The sequence below is a fragment of the Neobacillus endophyticus genome (genome assembly GCF_013248975.1).
Lineage (GTDB): Bacteria > Bacillota > Bacilli > Bacillales > Cytobacillaceae > Neobacillus > Neobacillus endophyticus.
Window position 1 is genome coordinate 1,757,995 of the sequence record NZ_JABRWH010000001.1, and the last position, 17,144, is coordinate 1,775,138.

19 protein-coding genes and 2 other annotated features are annotated in these 17,144 nt (G+C 40.4%); all 19 genes read left to right on the forward strand.

The features are described 5' to 3' along the window. Positions 1 to 30: 30 nt before the first annotated feature. The 19 genes from HPT25_RS08465 (at position 31) to rpoB (ending at position 17,124) form a co-directional block, all read left to right on the forward strand. Positions 31 to 1,119: a PIN/TRAM domain-containing protein gene (locus tag HPT25_RS08465; protein ID WP_173062585.1), complete on the forward strand. Its 1,089-nt coding sequence runs from the start codon at positions 31 to 33 to the stop codon at positions 1,117 to 1,119. A gap of 32 nt (positions 1,120 to 1,151) precedes the next feature. Continuing rightward, entirely contained in the window at positions 1,152 to 1,844 is a 693-nt protein-coding gene (ispD, locus tag HPT25_RS08470) for a 2-C-methyl-D-erythritol 4-phosphate cytidylyltransferase (RefSeq protein ID WP_173062588.1), read from the forward strand. Continuing rightward, a complete protein-coding gene (gene ispF / locus HPT25_RS08475) occupies positions 1,844 to 2,323 on the forward strand; it encodes a 2-C-methyl-D-erythritol 2,4-cyclodiphosphate synthase (protein WP_173062591.1) in 480 nt (159 codons plus the stop codon). Before ispD ends, ispF begins: the two co-directional genes overlap by 1 nt. A gap of 84 nt (positions 2,324 to 2,407) precedes the next feature. Next, positions 2,408 to 3,865, forward strand: a complete 1,458-nt coding sequence (gene gltX / locus HPT25_RS08480) for a glutamate--tRNA ligase (RefSeq protein WP_173062594.1) — start codon at positions 2,408 to 2,410, stop codon at positions 3,863 to 3,865. 106 nt (positions 3,866 to 3,971) lie between these two features. Beyond that, positions 3,972 to 4,247 (forward strand) — a binding site (T-box leader). A gap of 114 nt (positions 4,248 to 4,361) precedes the next feature. Next, complete coding sequence (cysE, locus tag HPT25_RS08485) at positions 4,362 to 5,036, forward strand: serine O-acetyltransferase (protein ID WP_217269665.1); 675 nt, start codon at positions 4,362 to 4,364, stop codon at positions 5,034 to 5,036. Then, positions 5,017 to 6,414, forward strand: a complete 1,398-nt coding sequence (gene cysS / locus HPT25_RS08490) for a cysteine--tRNA ligase (protein WP_173062597.1) — start codon at positions 5,017 to 5,019, stop codon at positions 6,412 to 6,414. The genes cysE and cysS overlap by 20 nt, the downstream gene beginning before the upstream one ends. Before the next feature lie 3 nt (positions 6,415 to 6,417). Beyond that, positions 6,418 to 6,840, forward strand: coding sequence for a Mini-ribonuclease 3 (locus tag HPT25_RS08495; protein ID WP_173062600.1), 423 nt, complete (start codon positions 6,418 to 6,420; stop codon positions 6,838 to 6,840). Then, positions 6,837 to 7,580 (forward strand): 23S rRNA (guanosine(2251)-2'-O)-methyltransferase RlmB, encoded by a 744-nt coding sequence (rlmB, locus tag HPT25_RS08500; RefSeq protein ID WP_173062603.1) that lies wholly within the window; start codon positions 6,837 to 6,839, stop codon positions 7,578 to 7,580. Before HPT25_RS08495 ends, rlmB begins: the two co-directional genes overlap by 4 nt. Positions 7,581 to 7,583: 3 nt before the next feature. Then, positions 7,584 to 8,093 carry an NYN domain-containing protein gene (locus HPT25_RS08505; RefSeq protein ID WP_173062607.1) on the forward strand — a complete coding sequence of 170 codons (510 nt, stop codon included), beginning with the start codon at positions 7,584 to 7,586 and terminating at the stop codon, positions 8,091 to 8,093. 70 nt (positions 8,094 to 8,163) lie between these two features. Continuing rightward, positions 8,164 to 8,814 carry an RNA polymerase sporulation sigma factor SigH gene (gene sigH / locus HPT25_RS08510; protein ID WP_173062610.1) on the forward strand — a complete coding sequence of 217 codons (651 nt, stop codon included), beginning with the start codon at positions 8,164 to 8,166 and terminating at the stop codon, positions 8,812 to 8,814. Positions 8,815 to 8,923: 109 nt separating this feature from the next. Continuing rightward, complete coding sequence (rpmG, locus tag HPT25_RS08515) at positions 8,924 to 9,070, forward strand: 50S ribosomal protein L33 (RefSeq protein ID WP_173062613.1); 147 nt, start codon at positions 8,924 to 8,926, stop codon at positions 9,068 to 9,070. A 51-nt stretch (positions 9,071 to 9,121) separates the two neighbouring features. Next, positions 9,122 to 9,304: a preprotein translocase subunit SecE gene (secE, locus tag HPT25_RS08520; RefSeq protein ID WP_173062616.1), complete on the forward strand. Its 183-nt coding sequence runs from the start codon at positions 9,122 to 9,124 to the stop codon at positions 9,302 to 9,304. A 143-nt stretch (positions 9,305 to 9,447) separates the two neighbouring features. Further along, the gene (gene nusG / locus HPT25_RS08525) at positions 9,448 to 9,981 is read left to right on the forward strand and encodes a transcription termination/antitermination protein NusG (protein ID WP_173062619.1); all 534 of its coding nucleotides are present in this window, start codon (positions 9,448 to 9,450) and stop codon (positions 9,979 to 9,981) included. Between the two features lie 204 nt (positions 9,982 to 10,185). Further along, positions 10,186 to 10,611 (forward strand): 50S ribosomal protein L11, encoded by a 426-nt coding sequence (gene rplK / locus HPT25_RS08530; RefSeq protein ID WP_173062622.1) that lies wholly within the window; start codon positions 10,186 to 10,188, stop codon positions 10,609 to 10,611. A 112-nt stretch (positions 10,612 to 10,723) separates the two neighbouring features. Beyond that, positions 10,724 to 11,422, forward strand: coding sequence for a 50S ribosomal protein L1 (gene rplA / locus HPT25_RS08535; protein WP_173062625.1), 699 nt, complete (start codon positions 10,724 to 10,726; stop codon positions 11,420 to 11,422). A gap of 61 nt (positions 11,423 to 11,483) precedes the next feature. Further along, positions 11,484 to 11,622 (forward strand) — a sequence feature (ribosomal protein L10 leader region). 32 nt (positions 11,623 to 11,654) lie between these two features. Beyond that, on the forward strand, positions 11,655 to 12,155 hold the full coding sequence (gene rplJ / locus HPT25_RS08540) for a 50S ribosomal protein L10 (RefSeq protein ID WP_173062628.1): 501 nt from the start codon (positions 11,655 to 11,657) through the stop codon (positions 12,153 to 12,155). 58 nt (positions 12,156 to 12,213) lie between these two features. Further along, the gene (rplL, locus tag HPT25_RS08545; RefSeq protein WP_173062631.1) at positions 12,214 to 12,579 is read left to right on the forward strand and encodes a 50S ribosomal protein L7/L12; all 366 of its coding nucleotides are present in this window, start codon (positions 12,214 to 12,216) and stop codon (positions 12,577 to 12,579) included. A 129-nt stretch (positions 12,580 to 12,708) separates the two neighbouring features. After that, positions 12,709 to 13,308 (forward strand): class I SAM-dependent methyltransferase, encoded by a 600-nt coding sequence (locus HPT25_RS08550; RefSeq protein WP_173062634.1) that lies wholly within the window; start codon positions 12,709 to 12,711, stop codon positions 13,306 to 13,308. Positions 13,309 to 13,563: 255 nt separating this feature from the next. Beyond that, positions 13,564 to 17,124: a DNA-directed RNA polymerase subunit beta gene (rpoB, locus tag HPT25_RS08555; RefSeq protein WP_173062637.1), complete on the forward strand. Its 3,561-nt coding sequence runs from the start codon at positions 13,564 to 13,566 to the stop codon at positions 17,122 to 17,124. The last annotated feature ends 20 nt before the right edge of the window (positions 17,125 to 17,144 follow it).

Genomic DNA, 17,144 nt, shown 5'->3' on the forward strand with positions numbered 1-17,144 from the left:
ATGTTTATAATGAGTAGAGGAGGTGAAGGAATGTTAAGACGAATTGTGCAAGCTTGCTTCCTTATTATCGGTGGTACGCTTGGTATATTATTATTGCCGGGGTTGTTCCATGTACTTCACATTACCGGCTTTCCGTTGATTTATAATTCCTATGTCACTGCTATTATAGGTGCTATTATTTTTTATCTTATTACCTTTTGGGCAGTAGATTACGTGTTTAATTTTATTAAAAGGGCTGAAGACTCCTTGGTGAAGGTTCCAGTAACCGATGTGTTATTTGGGAGTGTAGGGCTGATTTTTGGGTTATTGGTCGCCTTTTTGATCGGATTTGCCTTAAATTCATTCCGAGCGCCCATATTAAATGCGGTTGCACCCATTTTGCTGACATTATTATTAGGTTACCTTGGTTTTCAAGTAGGTTTTAAGAAGAGGGATGAACTATTGGGCCTTTTCAGTAAGGGGAGCAGCAAGAAAAAGACCGCGGAAGAAGAGAATGAGAAGGCAGCGAAACAATCTTTAAAAATACTAGATACGAGTGTTATTATTGATGGACGTGTGGCGGATATTTGCCAGACAGGCTTTCTTGAAGGCACAATTGTGATTCCACAGTTTGTTCTCGAGGAGTTACAGCATATCGCAGATTCCTCCGATGTGTTAAAGCGAAATCGTGGACGAAGAGGATTAGATATTTTAAATCGGATTCAAAAAGAGCTCGCAGTGAAAGTCGAGATTTACGAAGGTGATTTTGAGGAGGTTCAGGAAGTTGATTCAAAGCTGGTCAAGCTGGCTAAATTAACAAACGGAATCCTCGTTACCAACGATTTTAATTTAAATAAGGTATGTGAATTACAAAACGTTTCAGTATTGAATATTAATGATTTGGCAAATGCCGTTAAACCTGTAGTTTTACCGGGAGAAGAGCTTACTGTTCAGGTCATCAAGGATGGAAAAGAGTACCACCAAGGTGTAGCCTATTTGGATGATGGAACCATGATTGTCGTTGAAGAGGGAAGAGAATATATTGGAAAAAGGATTGATGTCCTTGTTACTAGCGTTCTTCAGACATCTGCTGGCCGAATGATTTTTGCCAAGCCCAAATTATTAGAAAAAGCACTATAATGGCATAGAATGTATAGAGTGGGGTTTTTTATATGACTTACCAGGTCATTTTACCGGCTGCCGGACGAGGGAAAAGAATGGGAGCGGGGAAAAACAAGCTGCTTCTTGAGTTGGACGGCATCCCGGTCTTGATTCACACATTAAGGGTATTCGAGAGAGATGCTGCATGCAACGGGATCATATTAGCGATTAACTCACAAGATGAGCCTGAATTTCAATTGTTATTTAAACGATTTAACATGACGAAAAAGGTCTGTTTAGTGACAGGTGGAACAGAGCGGCAGTATAGCATTTATAATGCTCTTAAAACGGTGAAAAGCGACGGAATGATTCTTGTACATGATGCAGCCCGCCCCTTTATCCAAATTGAACATATCCACCGTTTAGTGGAAAAGGCGGAGAAAACAGGTGCTGCTATAATTGGTGTGCCTGCAAAGGACACAATGAAAACAGTAAAGGATGGATTGGTCGCGGCAACAGTGGAACGTTCAAGCTTGTGGGCTATTCAAACCCCACAAGCTTTTCGTGTTTCCTTACTCCAAGATGCTTATGAACGTGCAGAAAAAGATCAATTTCTTGGAACAGACGATGCCAGTTTAGTCGAGCGCTTAGGACATCCCATTGCGATGGTGGAAGGAGATTATGAGAATATCAAATTAACAACACCGGAAGATTTATATATAGCAGAAGCAATTTTAAAAAAGAGACAAAGGGAGATATCATAATGTTTCGTATTGGTCAAGGCTTTGATGTCCATCAATTAACAGAGGGTCGCCCGCTTATTATTGGCGGCATAAAGATCCCATATGAAAAGGGGTTGTTAGGCCATTCTGATGCAGATGTTTTATTGCATACCATCTCTGATGCTTGCCTTGGTGCCATTGGGGAGGGGGATATCGGAAAACATTTCCCAGATACGGATCCAAAATTCAAAGGAGCAGACTCTGCTAAGTTAATGGAGCATGTTTGGCAGTTGGTGAAATCTAAAGGTTATGAACTTGGCAATCTGGATTGCACCATTATTGCTCAAAAACCGAAAATGGCCCCTTATATTGAGCAAATGCGCGGTCGGATTGCCGAATTGCTTGAGGCCTCATCTGAACAAATAAATGTGAAAGCTACAACAACAGAAAAATTAGGTTTTACGGGCAGAGGAGAAGGGATTGCATCCCAGGCAGTTGTACTTCTAAGAAAAGTCGATTGATAAGTTTCACTTTAACAAGAAAATTCATAGTGGTAAAATAAATCAGAATAACTATTTGGGAACAGTACAGGAGGCTTTATTTTTATGGCAAACGAGGTTCGTGTACGGTATGCACCAAGTCCAACAGGACATTTACATATCGGGAATGCCCGTACAGCATTATTCAATTATTTATTTGCCCGCCATCATAAAGGGAAATTCATCATCCGCATTGAAGATACGGATAAGAAGCGGAATATTGAAGGCGGCGAGGAAAGCCAGCTTAAATATTTAAAGTGGCTTGGAATGGATTGGGATGAAAGTGTGGATGTTGGCGGAGATTATGGCCCATATCGCCAATCAGAACGAAATGATATTTATGAGCAATATTACAAACAGCTGCTTGAAAATGGGCAAGCCTATAAATGTTATTGTACGGAAGAAGAGTTGGAGGCAGAACGGGAGGCTCAAACGGAAAGAGGCGAAACACCTCAGTATTCTGGAAAATGCCGTCACTTAACAGCAGAAGACCGTGAGCGTTTAGAAAATGAAGGGCGTCAGCCGAGCATTCGTATAGCAGTTCCTTCTGAAAAAACCTATACATTTGATGATATGGTCAAGGGGGTTGTTTCCTTTGAATCGGAAGGAATGGGCGACTGGGTCATTGTAAAAAAAGACGGCACACCGACCTATAACTTTGCTGTGGCTATTGATGATTATCTAATGGAAATTTCACATGTACTCCGCGGTGATGATCATATTTCCAATACACCAAAACAGTTGATGGTATATGAGGCACTGGGCTGGACACCGCCTGTTTTTGGTCACATGACATTGATTGTCAATGAAAGCCGCAGAAAGTTGAGTAAGCGTGATGAAACGATTATTCAGTTCATTGAACAGTATGAAGAATTAGGCTATCTGCCAGAAGCCTTATTTAACTTTATCACACTCTTAGGCTGGTCACCGGCAGGGGAAGAGGAGATTTTCTCAAGGAACGAATTTATTGAGATTTTTGATGCAAACCGCCTATCCAAATCACCAGCGTTGTTTGATAAGCAAAAGCTCTTATGGATGAACAACCAATACATGAAGAAAATTGAAACCGACCGTGCAGTGGAACTGGCGATGCCTCATCTAATCAAAGCAGGACGATTTAGTGGAGATCTCACTGCTGACGAAAAACAGTGGGTACACCGATTGGTTGGACTGCTTCAGGAAAAAATGAGTTATGGTGCGGAAATTGTTGAGTTATCCGAAATGTTTTTTAAAGATGAAATACTTTTTGAAGCAGAAGCGAAAGAGGTTCTTTCTGGAGAGCAGGTTCCAGGGGTACTTAAAGCATTTTTACATGAATTAGATCAACTGGAAAGCTTCCAGGCAGACGGAATTCAGGCAGCGATGAAGGCAGTGCAAAAGTCTACAGGCCAAAAAGGAAAGAATCTGTTCATGCCGATTCGCTCCGCGGTGACAGGACAGACTCACGGACCGGATCTTCCTATGACCATTGAACTTTTAGGTAAGCAAAAAATTCAAAAAAGAATTCAGCAAATTATTGGTTAACATTGCTGGAAAAATGTAATATAGTAAAAGAAAGAAATTTTAGACGATTTACCTTTGTGGGCTGGACAATAGGTAAAGATCAATGGTATAAATTTTAATATATTAGTTTAAAGCGTTGATGAGGACAAGTAAAAAAATGATGCTTGAAAGAGAGAACCATCACCGGCTGAAAGTGGTTTAAGCCCCTCATTTTTTGAAATGCCCCTCTGAGCCCCATTTCGAAAAAGGCGTCATCGCCTAAGTAGATATGGGCGGATCTTCCGTTATCGTACAAGAGTGAGGCTGATATATCAGTTTTGGGGGGCCTGTGCCATTTTTTGGCCTGTTTCTAGAATGATTTTAGCCTAATCAGAGTGGAACCACGCAGCAAAGCGTCTCTGTCTATAGGACAGAGGCGTTTTTTTATTAAGACAATGTTAAAGCTCATGGTTAATTGGAGAGAAAAAATCATAAGTCAAGCAAAACACAGTTTATAAAAAACAAAGGGGGATCAATAATGTTGAGGAGGATCAAGGAGGATATTGAGGTTGTTTTTGAACAGGATCCGGCAGCCCGCAGTTATTTGGAGGTAATTTTAACGTATTCGGGACTGCATGCTATTTGGGCACATAGGATTGCCCATGCATTTTATAAACGAAAGTTATACTTTGTTGCACGTGTTATTTCTCAGGCCAGTCGCTTTTTCACGGGAATTGAAATTCACCCTGGAGCAAAGATTGGAAGACGATTTTTTATTGACCATGGGATGGGCGTTGTAGTAGGTGAAACTTGCGAAATTGGAGATAATGTTACAATATATCAAGGGGTGACCCTTGGAGGAACAGGTAAAGAAAAAGGCAAGCGGCATCCTACTATTAAAGATAACGTATTAATTTCTACTGGAGCAAAAGTGCTTGGATCCATTACGATTGGGGAAAATTCGAAAATAGGCGGCGGCTCTGTCGTTTTAAAAGAAGTTCCTCCTAATTCCACAGTAGTCGGAATACCAGGAAGAGTTGTGATTCAGGACGGTGTCCGCATCAAGAAAGAAAAAGATTTAAATCATTGTGATCTTCCGGATCCGGAAGCAGATCATTTTAAACAAATTGAAGAAGAATTGAACCGCCTGAAAAGAGAAGTGGCAGAATTAAAAGAAGAAAGGACAAAAGTCAATGGCCATACAGCTGTATAATACCCTTACAAGAAAAAAAGAGACGTTCGTACCGCTTGAAGAAGGAAAAGTGAAAATGTATGTTTGCGGGCCAACTGTCTATAATTATATTCATATTGGGAACGCACGGCCGGCGATCGTTTTTGATACTGTCCGCCGATATTTTGAATATCGCGGTTATGATGTCAAATACGTTTCCAACTTTACCGATGTAGATGATAAATTAATCCGGGCAGCCAATCAACTGGGAGAAGACGTCCCTGCTATTGCGAATCGATTTATTGAAGCCTATTTTGAAGATGTTTCAGCCTTGGGATGCAAAAAAGCGGATGTTCATCCAAGGGTTATGGAAAATATGGATATCATTATTGATTTTATTAAACAGTTAGTGGAAAAAGGCTATGCGTATGAATCAGAAGGTGATGTCTATTATCGAACCCGCAGCTTTGATGAATACGGGAAACTATCCCACCAATCCATCGATGATCTTCAGGTCGGGGCAAGAATTGAAGTGGGTGATAAAAAACAGGACGATCTTGACTTTGCGTTGTGGAAAGCAGCAAAAGAGGGAGAAATTTACTGGGAAAGCCCATGGGGACTTGGCCGTCCGGGCTGGCATATTGAATGCTCGGCAATGGCGAAGAAATACCTGGGCGATACGATTGACATTCATGCTGGCGGTCAGGATTTAACGTTCCCGCACCATGAAAATGAAATAGCTCAATCAGAGGCACTCACAGGGAAAACCTTCTCTAACTATTGGATGCACAATGGTTATATTAACATCGACAATGAAAAAATGTCCAAATCACTAGGGAATTTTGTGTTAGTTCATGACATCATTAAACAACATAATCCGCAGGTGCTGCGCTTCTTTATGCTGTCCGTTCATTATCGAAATCCAATTAATTACAGCGAGGAATTATTGGAAAGTACGAAAGCGGCATTTGAAAGAATCACGACTTCTTATCTAAATTTAAAGCACCGCCGAGAAGTAAGTACAGATTTAACTCATGATAATCAAGAGTGGTTTGATAAAATAACGGCATTTCGGGAACAATTCATTGCTGCAATGGATGATGATTTTAATACAGCATTAGCCATTTCCGTTATATTTGATTTAGCAAAATTAGCAAATTATTATTTACTTGAGAAAAACACTGCTGTGGAAGTCATTCAGGCGTTTATGAAAGAATTTGACGAGTTATTCCATGTACTCGGGCTAACTATGACGCAAGAAGAAATGCTGGATGAGGAAATTGATGCGCTGATTGAAAAACGGAATCAGGCTCGAAAAGATCGAAACTTCCAATTATCTGACCAAATCAGAGATCAATTAAAAGAAATGAACATTATTTTAGAAGATACCCCTCAGGGAACAAGGTGGAAAAGAGGCTAATTCATGCTTGAGTATGAAAAATCAGTAGATGCAACCCAATTAAACGCCTTAGCTCTTGCATATATGGGGGACGCTGTTTTTGAAACATACGTTAGGAGGCACTTGTTGTACAGCGGGCAAGTGCGGCCGCACCAACTGCACCGGGCGGGAACAAGATACGTTTCTGCAAAAGCACAGTGCCAAATTCTTTTTCAAATGATGGATGATGGCCTGCTCCACGAAGACGAGATCGCTATAGTGATGCGGGGAAGAAATGCAAAATCGGGAACAATCCCCAAAAATACTGATGTGCAAACATACCGCTACAGTACAGCGTTTGAGGCTTTAATTGGGTTTTTATATTTAACAGGAAGAAAGGAACGCTTGGAAGAGCTGGTGTCTAAGTCGTTTTTATATGTGGAAGAGAAGAAAGGAGGATCGAAATGAACCAGGAATACATCATTGGTAAAAACCCGGTTATTGAGGCATTAAAATCGAACAGGGACATTAATAAAATATTAATCGCAGAAGGATCGCAGCGAGGGCAAATGCAGCAAATTACCCAACTGGCAAAGGAAGGGAATGTTCTCGTTCAATTTGTTCCGAAGAAGAAACTGGATCAAATTACAGATCAAAATCATCAAGGAGTTCTTGCTTATATAGCTGCATACCAATACGCAGAGTTGGACGATTTGTTTCTATCTGCTGAAAGGAAAAATGAAACTCCTTTCTTTTTATTGTTGGATGAAATTGAGGACCCCCACAATCTTGGGTCCATTATGCGGACAGCTGACGCGGTAGGAGCCCATGGCATAATTATTCCAAAGCGCCGGGCTGTAGGATTAACTGCAACGGTTGCGAAAGCATCTACAGGTGCGATTGAATATATTCCGGTTGTCCGTGTCACCAATATGGCCAGGACGATAGATGAATTGAAGGAGCGCGGGATTTGGATTGCCGGCACGGATGCAAAAGGAAAGCAAGATTACCGTCAAATAGATGGCACTTTGCCGCTGGGCTTAGTAATTGGCAGTGAAGGCAAAGGCATGGGACGCCTCATTAAAGAGAAATGCGATTTTCTTATTCACTTGCCTATGTCTGGAAAAGTGACATCTTTGAATGCTTCAGTTGCTGCTGCCTTGTTAATGTATGAGGTCTATCGGAAAAGGAATGTACTAGAGGGGTAGCTTATGGATATCCTGCTTGTTGACGGATACAACATGATCGGAGCTTGGCCAGAGTTAAATGCGTTAAAAGATCGGGATTTAGCTGCTGCTAGGGACCGCTTGGTAGAAAAAATGGCTGAATACCAAGCGGTTACTGGCTTTAGAGTAATTGTTGTATTTGACGCTCACTATGTACAAGGAATAGCAAAAACCTATCAAAATCATAAAATTGAAGTTATATTTACAAAAGAAAATGAAACAGCAGATGAACGAATTGAAAAAATGGCGATCAGTTTGAATAACCGCCGAACACAAATCCATGTAGCGACATCCGATTTCACAGAGCAATGGTCCATATTCGGACAAGGAGCATTGCGAAAATCAGCACGTGAACTTCTAATAGAAATGGGCTCCATAGAAAAGGGGATCGCAAGAAACGTAAAAAAGATTCAAGAAACAAAGCCTGTATCCAAGATCCCCATAAGCGAAGAGGTAGCAGAAATTTTTGAAAAATGGCGCAGGGGGGAGAAATGAACCTCGACTGGAAATATTTCCTGTTGTATAATAACACTATCTTTGCTTGTTCGGTGGAGGGGATCTAAAATTGAGTACGGACTTTGGAACAAAAATCAACGACCAATTATTCGCCATGGAAGATGAAGAAATTGTTGATTTAGTACATCAAGGCGACAGTGAAGCATTGGATTATTTAATTCACAAGTATCGGAATTTTGTACGTGCTAAAGCAAGATCCTATTTTTTAATTGGAGCCGACAAAGAGGATATTGTCCAAGAAGGCATGATTGGCTTATATAAGGCCATTCGTGATTTTCGTGAGGACAAGCTGACCTCATTTAAAGCATTTGCCGAGTTATGTATTACCCGGCAGATTATCACAGCTATTAAAACAGCTACAAGGCAAAAGCATATCCCATTGAATTCCTATGTTTCTTTGGACAAGCCGATTTATGATGAAGAATCGGACCGGACGCTGATGGATGTGCTATCTGGCGCTAAAATTCTTGATCCGGAAGAGTTAATTATTAATCAGGAAGAATTTGATCATATCGAAGATAAAATGGCTGAACTGTTAAGTGACTTGGAAAGAAAAGTGTTAGCGCTTTATCTGGATGGGCAATCGTACCAAGAGATTTCTGAAGAACTGAACCGCCATGTAAAGTCGATTGATAATGCATTGCAGCGTGTCAAAAGAAAACTAGAGCGCTACTTAGAAATTCGTGAATTTTCGTTATAATTCCTGCTATTTCGAGAAATTTTGTCAGTTCATTGAATCTACTGTAATTGATATTGACAATAATTAGGTGCCATGTTACATTTTTAAGGATAATTGAAGGTGTCGATATATGAGCAAAAAAGTAATTCTTGCCTGTGTGAATTGTGGTTCCCGCAATTATTCAACTGCAGGGAGAGAGTCAAAAACAGAACGATTAGAATTAAAAAAGTTTTGTAATACATGCGGAGCCCATACCGTCCATCGAGAAACGAAATAACTTTTATACAATATAGCAATGCTATATAACGATAGTTGGGGGTTAATTAAAATGCAGCGCATAAGTAAGTTCTTCAGTGAAATTGCCCGTGAGATGAGAAAGGTCAGCTGGCCAAAGCGCGGTGAACTCGTTCGTTCAACAGTTACTGTTTTAACCACCGTTGTATTATTCTCAATTTTTTTTGGTGTATTAGATTTAGGAATTTCAAAATTGATCCGTTTAATTCTTGAATAATATGCTATGGTTCATGGTATAATGTGATTAATAGAGGAAATTTTATCTAAAAAGCCCGTTTTTCACGGGTTTTTTTATATTGAGAAAAAACGGTAGAATCTCCAATTATATTACAAGGAGGGAAGGACAATTAGTCCTCTTGAATGGAAAAAAATTGGTATGTAGTTCATACTTACTCGGGTTATGAAAATAAAGTAAAAGCAAATTTGGAAAAAAGGGTTGAATCGATGGGAATGGCAGATAAAATTTTTCGCGTCGTCGTTCCTGAAGAAGAAGAGACTGATATAAAGAATGGTAAGAAAAAAGTAGTTAAGCGTAAAGTGTTCCCGGGATATGTCCTGGTTGAATTGGTGATGACGGATGATTCTTGGTACGTAGTCCGCAATACCCCGGGAGTGACAGGGTTTGTTGGTTCTGCAGGTTCAGGATCAAAACCTACTCCATTGCTTCCGGATGAAGTGGCAGTCATTTTAAAACGAATGGGTGTAGAGGAAAGACGTATAGATGTAAACTACGAAATTGGTGAAACTGTTCGTGTTAAAGAAGGTCCATTTGCTAACTTTACTGGAAGTATTGAAGAAATGGATAAAGACAAAGCGAAGCTTAAAGTGCTGGTCAATATGTTCGGTCGTGACACTCCAGTTGAGCTAGATTTCAATCAAATTGAGAAAATATAGACCGATATTGTAAAATAACTTGAAATCAGTTATAAAAAATGTTAATATTTCATAGGTCAGTATGTCTTAGAAATGTTCTAAGATTGACTATTGTCAAGTTCTTTGTATTTATATAAAGACTTTTGTTTTGATGAGTGGGAGGGGACTCCGCCACAATGATGAGACCCCATTAACCACATCACGGACTTTAAGGAGGTGTGTCTCGTGGCTAAAAAAGTAATTAAAGTTGTTAAGTTGCAAATCCCTGCTGGTAAAGCGAACCCAGCACCGCCAGTCGGACCTGCACTTGGTCAAGCCGGTGTTAATATCATGGGATTCTGTAAAGAATTTAACGCACGTACAGCAGATCAAGCTGGATTAATTATCCCTGTTGAAATTACGGTTTTTGAAGACCGTTCATTTACATTTATTACGAAAACTCCTCCTGCTGCAGTTCTTTTGAAAGTAGCAGCTGGAATTCAGTCTGGTTCAGGCCAGCCTAACCGTAATAAAGTAGCAACAGTAAAGCGTGCTAAAGTACGCGAGATTGCGGAACAAAAGATGCCTGACCTAAATGCAGCTAGCGTTGAAGCAGCTATGCGCATGGTTGAAGGTACTGCACGCAGCATGGGTATCGTTATTGAAGACTAATCCGTGTTGAAACTGTTTGATGTAATGAGAGGGTTGCGTAGTTGAATGTTCACTCGCAACCTTTTTCGTGGGAGATATTATCGTTAAAACCACAAACTAGGAGGAAAATATAATGGCTAAAAAAGGTAAAAAGTATTTAGAAGCTGTAAAGCTTGTAGATCGTTCTAAAGCTTATCCGATTGCAGAAGCAATTGAATTGGCGAAGAAAACTAACTATGCAAAATTCGATGCAACTCTTGAAGTTGCTTTCCGCTTAGGCGTTGACCCTAAGAAAGCTGACCAGCAAATCCGTGGAGCAGTTGTGCTTCCAAACGGAACTGGTAAAACTCAACGTGTATTAGTATTCGCGAAGGGTGAAAAAGTGAAGGAAGCAGAAGCTGCTGGCGCTGATTATGTAGGTGATGCAGAATACATCAACAAAATCCAACAAGGTTGGTTTGATTTTGATGTAATCGTTGCAACTCCAGACATGATGGGTGAAGTTGGTAAGCTTGGACGTGTTTTAGGACCTAAAGGCTTAATGCCAAACCCTAAAACTGGTACAGTTACATTTGATGTAACAAGAGCTATCAATGAAATCAAAGCTGGTAAAGTTGAATACCGTGTTGATAAAGCTGGAAATATCCATGTGCCAATCGGTAAAGCGTCTTTCGATAACGAGAAACTAGTTGAGAACTTTACAACTGTATTCGATACAATGTTAAAAGTGAAACCTTCAGCTGCAAAAGGTACCTACATGAAGAATGTAACTGTTACTTCAACAATGGGACCTGGCGTTAAGGTTGATCCTTCTACAGTAGCAGCTCGGTAAGAGTTAATTTTACCAATTGACAATTAATCATATATTTTTATATAATAAGTTTTGTTGTTTAACTTAATAAACATTTGTACCGTAGACAGCAGGGGCGAATAAGCTTAATTTCCTGCCGAGGTAGTGCGATAGAATAGTTTAATCTATTTATACTGCCTCCATGTCTCGTAATTGATCATGGAGGCTTTTAATTGCTCGGTATAAATGTAGAAAATCTACAGGAGGTGTTAAGATGAGCAGTGCAATTGAAGCTAAAAAACATGTTGTTGAAGAAATCACTGAAAAATTCAAAAACAGCGTATCAACAGTTATTGTTGATTACCGTGGTCTTACTGTTGCGCAAGTGACAGAACTTCGTAAAACACTTCGTGAAGCTGGAATCGAATTCAAGGTGTACAAAAACACAATGACTCGCCGTGCTGCAGAAGCTGCTGGACTAGTTGGATTAAACGATGCATTAACAGGTCCGAACGCAATTGCGTTTAGTAATGATGATGTAGTAGCGCCAGCTAAAATCTTAAATGACTTTGCGAAAAAGAACGATGCACTTGAACTTAAAGCAGGTGTAATCGAAGGTAACGTCGCAACAGTTGAAGATGTAAAAGCTCTTGCAGAACTACCATCACGCGAAGGTTTACTTTCTATGTTACTCAGCGTGCTACAAGCTCCAATCCGCAACCTTGCGCTTGCAGCAAAAGCAGTTGCAGACCAAAAAGAAGAACAAGGCGCGTAAGCTGATTGAATACGCAATCTAATAAAATTAAACCAAAACTTAAGGAGGAAAATTAATCATGACTAAAGAACAAATCATTGAAGCAGTTAAAAATATGACTGTTTTAGAACTTAACGACCTAGTAAAAGCAATCGAAGAAGAATTCGGCGTAACTGCTGCAGCTCCTGTAGCTGTTGTTGGTGGTGCTGGTGCAGGTGCTGCTGCTGAAGAAAAAACTGAATTTGATGTAATCCTTGCTAGCGCAGGCGACCAAAAAATCAAAGTTATCAAAGTTGTACGTGAAATCACTGGTCTTGGTCTTAAAGAAGCAAAAGATCTTGTTGACAACACTCCAAAACCAATCAAAGAAGGCGTTTCTAAAGAAGAAGCTGAAGAAATCAAAGGTAAGCTTGAAGAAGTTGGAGCAAACATCGAAGTTAAGTAAGATCCATATAAGAAAGCTCGCTGTATAAGCGGGCTTTTTTTCGCTAACTTTAAAAGGAATGCGATGGTTTGTTTAAAGTTAATTTCCTCAAGTTATCTTCGATATTTAGTCCTCTGGAGGTGAGTCTTGATGACTGAACACTACTATTCTCGCACCCAAAATGTTGAAAGTGATCCGAAATATTGGGAATACACGCTAAGAAATAAACCTTTTCGGTTTAAAACGGATAACGGTGTTTTCTCGAAACGAGAGGTGGATTTCGGCTCGCGTCTTTTAATTGAATCTTTTACTATGCCTGAAGTGGAGGGGCCAATCCTTGATGTTGGCTGCGGGTACGGGCCAATTGGACTAGCGATTGCAAAAGAAGGTGGCGATCGGATTGTTCATATGGTGGATGTGAATGAACGAGCCGTTAAATTGGCAGCGGAAAACGCAGAGGGAAATAAAGTGCAGAATGTAAAAATTTACGAAAGTGACCGTTTGCTTCAGGTAAATGTACATAATTTTGCTGCAATCCTCACGAATCCTCCAATCCGGGCAGGGAAAAAAATAGTTCACGATATTTTTGAACAGAGCTATGAACACCTTGCTTCCGATGGTGAATTGTGGGTAGTCATTCAAAAAAAGCAAGGGGCTCCGTCGGCGTTGGAAAAATTAGAAGAGTTATTCTCTAGTGTGGAAACAGTTGATAAAGCAAAAGGTTATTTTATTTATAAAGCAAGAAAATAGTTGACTTGATTTCTTCTATATGTTAGCATTATAAAATGCCATCATAATAATTACCGAATTATTCCTGAAAATACTTATTTTCTTGTATAAAAACGGGATAAGAAGGAAATGATGACAAAATAATAGTCAAAATGTGAAAATGTGGTTTTTGAGGAAAAAACCCTTTTTCTTTTTGTGTTTTAGGAAGAGCATTTGTTCTTTCTGGAAATATCAATAGATGTTTTTAAATAACGCTTGATTTGAGGGGTGAATCAGTTGACAGGTCAACTAGTTCAGTATGGACGACACCGTAAGCGGAGAAGTTACGCACGAATCAGTGAAGTTTTAGAATTACCAAATCTTATCGAAATCCAAACCTCTTCATATCAGTGGTTTCTTGATGAGGGTTTGCGTGAAATGTTTCAGGATATTTCACCGATTGAAGACTTTACTGGTAACCTTTCACTGGAATTTATTGATTACAGTCTTGGAGATCCAAAATATTCCGTCGAAGAATCAAAAGAACGGGACGTTACATATTCTGCTCCATTACGTGTAAAAGTGCGTCTTGTTAATAAGGAAACAGGTGAAGTAAAAGATCAGGATGTTTTCATGGGAGATTTCCCGTTGATGACAGAGACTGGTACATTTGTTATTAATGGTGCGGAGCGCGTAATTGTTTCACAATTAGTGCGGTCACCAAGTGTTTACTTCAATGGAAAAGTTGATAAAAATGGAAAAACGGGATATACCGCTACTGTCATCCCAAACCGCGGCGCTTGGCTTGAGTATGAAACAGATGCCAAAGACGTTGTTTACGTGAGAATTGATCGTACTCGGAAACTGCCCGTTACGGTTCTTTTGCGTGCACTTGGGTTCGGATCCGATCAAGAGATTCTAGAATTGATCGGTGATAATGAATACTTAAGGAACACGCTTGAAAAAGATAACACAGAAGGCGTAGACAAAGCGTTACTTGAAATCTATGAACGTCTTCGCCCAGGTGAACCTCCAACTGTCGAAAATGCAAGAAGCTTATTGATTTCTCGCTTTTTCGACCCTAAACGGTATGACCTCGCGAATGTTGGACGTTATAAAATAAATAAAAAGCTGCATATTAAAAATCGTTTATTCAATCAGCGCTTGGCAGAAACACTTGCAGATCCTGAAACAGGTGAAGTTATTGCTGAAAAGGGAACGCTTCTTGACAGACGCAACCTTGACAAAATTTTGCCTGCACTTGAGAAGAATATTAACTTTAAAGGCTACAATCCAGTCGGCGGCGTCGTAGAGGAGGAAATTATTCTCCAAGGAATTAAAATCTATGCACCTGGCGATGAAAATGAAAAAGTCATTAATGTACTAGGAAATGCCTATGTGGCAGAACCAATAAAAAATATAACACCTGCTGATATTATTGCTTCAATCAGCTACTTCTTCGATCTTCTTCATGGGGTTGGAGATACGGACGATATTGACCACTTAGGAAACAGGCGTCTGCGTTCTGTTGGTGAATTGCTGCAAAACCAATTCCGTATCGGGCTTTCCCGTATGGAACGTGTAGTTCGTGAAAGAATGTCCATTCAAGATACAGCAACGATTACACCACAGCAATTAATTAATATTCGCCCTGTTATTGCTTCTATTAAAGAGTTCTTTGGAAGCTCACAGTTATCTCAGTTTATGGATCAAACCAATCCTCTTGCGGAATTAACGCATAAACGTCGTTTATCTGCACTTGGACCAGGTGGTTTAACACGTGAACGTGCCGGTTTCGAAGTGCGTGACGTACACTATTCGCACTATGGCCGTATGTGTCCGATTGAAACACCTGAAGGTCCGAACATTGGTCTGATTAACTCCCTATCCTCTTATGCGAAGGTTAATCGCTTTGGATTTATTGAAACACCTTATCGCAGGGTTGATCCTGACACAGGAAAGGTAACAGACCGAATTGATTATTTAACTGCTGATGAAGAAGACAATTATGTTGTTGCACAAGCAAACGTTCGCTTGGGTGATGATGGATCCTTCCTTGATGATGAAGTTGTTGCGCGTTTCCGCGGTGAAAACACTGTAGTAAAGCGTGACCGCGTCGATTACATGGATGTATCGCCTAAACAAGTTGTATCTGCTGCGACAGCATGTATTCCGTTCCTTGAAAATGACGACTCCAACCGTGCCCTGATGGGTGCAAACATGCAGCGTCAGGCTGTTCCATTAATGCAGCCGGAAGCTCCAATTGTTGGTACAGGTATGGAGCACGTTTCCGGTAAAGACTCTGGTGCAGCTGTTATTTGTAAACATGAAGGTATTGTGGAGCATGTTGAAGCCCGAGAAGTTTGGGTTAGACGTGTAAAAGTGCTTGATGGTCAAGAAGTAAAAGGTGATCTTGATAAATACCGCATGTTGAAATTTGTTCGTTCCAACCAAGGAACATGTTATAACCAACGCCCGATTGTTAAAGTGGGGGACCGTGTGACAAAAGGTGAAATTCTTGCTGATGGACCATCAATGGAATTAGGAGAATTAGCCCTAGGACGTAACGTACTGGTTGCCTTCATGACATGGGACGGTTACAACTATGAAGATGCGATTATCATGAGTGAACGTTTGGTTAAAGACGATGTCTATACTTCTATTCACATTGAAGAATATGAATCTGAATCTCGTGATACAAAGCTTGGACCTGAAGAAATTACGCGTGATATTCCAAATGTCGGCGAAGATGCCCTCAGAAATTTAGATGAGCGCGGTATCATTCGCATTGGTGCCGAAGTAAAAGACGGTGACCTTCTAGTCGGTAAGGTAACACCAAAAGGTGTTACAGAATTAACAGCTGAAGAGCGTCTCTTACATGCCATTTTTGGTGAGAAGGCCCGCGAAGTCCGCGATACATCGCTTCGCGTACCACATGGCGGCGGCGGAATTGTACACGATGTAAAAGTGTTTAACCGTGAAGATGGTGATGAACTGCCTCCTGGTGTAAATCAGTTAGTCCGCGTTTATATTGTTCAAAAACGTAAAATCCATCAAGGTGATAAGATGGCTGGACGACATGGTAATAAAGGGGTTATCTCCAGAATTTTACCAGAAGAAGATATGCCATACTTACCAGATGGAACACCTGTAGATATCATGTTAAACCCATTAGGGGTTCCATCCCGTATGAATATCGGCCAGGTGCTTGAGCTTCACTTAGGTATGGCAGCAAGAAAACTAGGGATTCATATTGCAACACCAGTATTCGACGGTGCACGTGAAGAGGATGTTTGGGGTACCATCGAGGAAGCTGGTATGGCACGCGATGCCAAAACGGTATTATATGATGGCCGAACAGGTGAACCACTTGATAACCGTGTATCAGTCGGTATCATGTATATGATTAAATTAGCCCACATGGTTGATGATAAATTGCATGCCCGTTCAACAGGACCTTACTCATTAGTAACGCAGCAGCCTCTTGGCGGTAAAGCGCAATTTGGCGGTCAGCGCTTCGGTGAGATGGAGGTTTGGGCACTTGAAGCTTATGGTGCAGCTTACACGCTTCAAGAAATTCTAACGGTTAAATCGGATGACGTGGTTGGCCGTGTGAAGACTTATGAAGCGATTGTAAAAGGTGAAAATGTGCCAGAGCCTGGCGTACCTGAGTCATTCAAGGTATTAATTAAAGAACTTCAAAGTCTCGGTATGGATGTAAAAATCCTTTCGGGAGATGAAGAAGAAATCGAAATGCGAGATCTGGAAGATGAAGAGGATTTACAGCAAGTCGACACATTAAACATTGTTCCTGATGCACAAGCGATTGAATCTGAAAAAGTAGGTTCAAAAGAATAGTCTAAGGGAAAACCTGGAGA

Coding starts and splice junctions, on each gene's coding strand:
- HPT25_RS08465 (WP_173062585.1), top strand. CDS start 31: ATGTTAAGACGAATTGTGCAAGCTTGCTTCCTTATTATCGGTGGTACG.
- ispD (WP_173062588.1), top strand. CDS start 1,152: ATGACTTACCAGGTCATTTTACCGGCTGCCGGACGAGGGAAAAGAATG.
- ispF (WP_173062591.1), top strand. CDS start 1,844: ATGTTTCGTATTGGTCAAGGCTTTGATGTCCATCAATTAACAGAGGGT.
- gltX (WP_173062594.1), top strand. CDS start 2,408: ATGGCAAACGAGGTTCGTGTACGGTATGCACCAAGTCCAACAGGACAT.
- cysE (WP_217269665.1), top strand. CDS start 4,362: ATGTTGAGGAGGATCAAGGAGGATATTGAGGTTGTTTTTGAACAGGAT.
- cysS (WP_173062597.1), top strand. CDS start 5,017: ATGGCCATACAGCTGTATAATACCCTTACAAGAAAAAAAGAGACGTTC.
- HPT25_RS08495 (WP_173062600.1), top strand. CDS start 6,418: ATGCTTGAGTATGAAAAATCAGTAGATGCAACCCAATTAAACGCCTTA.
- rlmB (WP_173062603.1), top strand. CDS start 6,837: ATGAACCAGGAATACATCATTGGTAAAAACCCGGTTATTGAGGCATTA.
- HPT25_RS08505 (WP_173062607.1), top strand. CDS start 7,584: ATGGATATCCTGCTTGTTGACGGATACAACATGATCGGAGCTTGGCCA.
- rpmG (WP_173062613.1), top strand. CDS start 8,924: ATGAGCAAAAAAGTAATTCTTGCCTGTGTGAATTGTGGTTCCCGCAAT.
- secE (WP_173062616.1), top strand. CDS start 9,122: ATGCAGCGCATAAGTAAGTTCTTCAGTGAAATTGCCCGTGAGATGAGA.
- nusG (WP_173062619.1), top strand. CDS start 9,448: ATGGAAAAAAATTGGTATGTAGTTCATACTTACTCGGGTTATGAAAAT.
- rplA (WP_173062625.1), top strand. CDS start 10,724: ATGGCTAAAAAAGGTAAAAAGTATTTAGAAGCTGTAAAGCTTGTAGAT.
- rplJ (WP_173062628.1), top strand. CDS start 11,655: ATGAGCAGTGCAATTGAAGCTAAAAAACATGTTGTTGAAGAAATCACT.
- rplL (WP_173062631.1), top strand. CDS start 12,214: ATGACTAAAGAACAAATCATTGAAGCAGTTAAAAATATGACTGTTTTA.
- HPT25_RS08550 (WP_173062634.1), top strand. CDS start 12,709: ATGACTGAACACTACTATTCTCGCACCCAAAATGTTGAAAGTGATCCG.